The organism is Lamprobacter sp. (assembly GCF_034860625.1).
Taxonomy (GTDB): Bacteria; Pseudomonadota; Gammaproteobacteria; order Chromatiales; family Chromatiaceae; genus Lamprobacter.
Genome location: NZ_JAYESN010000669.1, coordinates 1 through 822 on the forward strand (window position 1 = coordinate 1; position 822 = coordinate 822).

Genomic DNA, 822 nt, shown 5'->3' on the forward strand with positions numbered 1-822 from the left:
GAGCGCTTGGTGGGCTTTACGCAGCGCTGTCGGCATCAGGTCAGGGTCGTAGAGGTTGGCCAGGGTTGACTCGGGATGGCTGGCTCTGGCGTTCAGGACCGCCTGGGCGAGCGGTTCCAGCTTCGCCAGTGCCGCCTCGTCGGCAGTAGGCACCGGGAAACTGTTGTAGACCAGCCCGATGGAGTAGCGGTAGCGGCTTTCTAGGCGCCCGCCGATGTGCCTGAGCCAGCTCATGTGCATGGCGGATGTCAGCAGTCCGAACAGGGTCAGACTGGCTCCAGCTAAGACGAACACCAGATCGCTCGGGATGGTTGGCGGCTCCAGCCAACCGATCGGGACATAGTCTCGTCGCTCGGAGCTGACCTTGGGAATCACCAAGAAGGGCTTGGTTGGGATGACGTTGACGTGATACTGCAACGGCGTTTCGGCGAGCTTTCGGGTCGGAGCGCTTTTGCTTGCCGCTCGCTCCGCACGAACGGCTGCGATCCTTTCCCGGACCAGAGGAAGCTCCTTCAAGGCCGATGGCGATGCTTGCTGCAGGGCCAGAATCCACCGGTCCCCGCCGTTCAGAAACTCTCGACTTCCGACGAAAGGATGCAAAAAGGCGGCAGCGCCAGGCTCGGCGGACACCAGGTCATCCCGCTCCTGTCTGCTCAGAATGTAGTGTCCGCCGTCGATCGGCTTTGACCCGATGATGATCTTCGGGAGCCCGTTGATCGGTTGGCTTTCCTCCCGCACCACGACATGCGGGTTGGCGAGATGGCTGGCATCGAACAGATAGGGGGAAATCGCCGCATGCTGGCTCTCGTGCGGCTCGCCCTT

General features: G+C 62.2%; 1 protein-coding gene. It reads right to left on the reverse strand.

All coding sequences use genetic code 11. The annotated features are described in order from the left end of the window. The coding region (locus VBE63_RS30655; RefSeq protein WP_323686725.1) for a type IIL restriction-modification enzyme MmeI at positions 1 to 822 on the reverse strand (822 nt) is incomplete at both ends.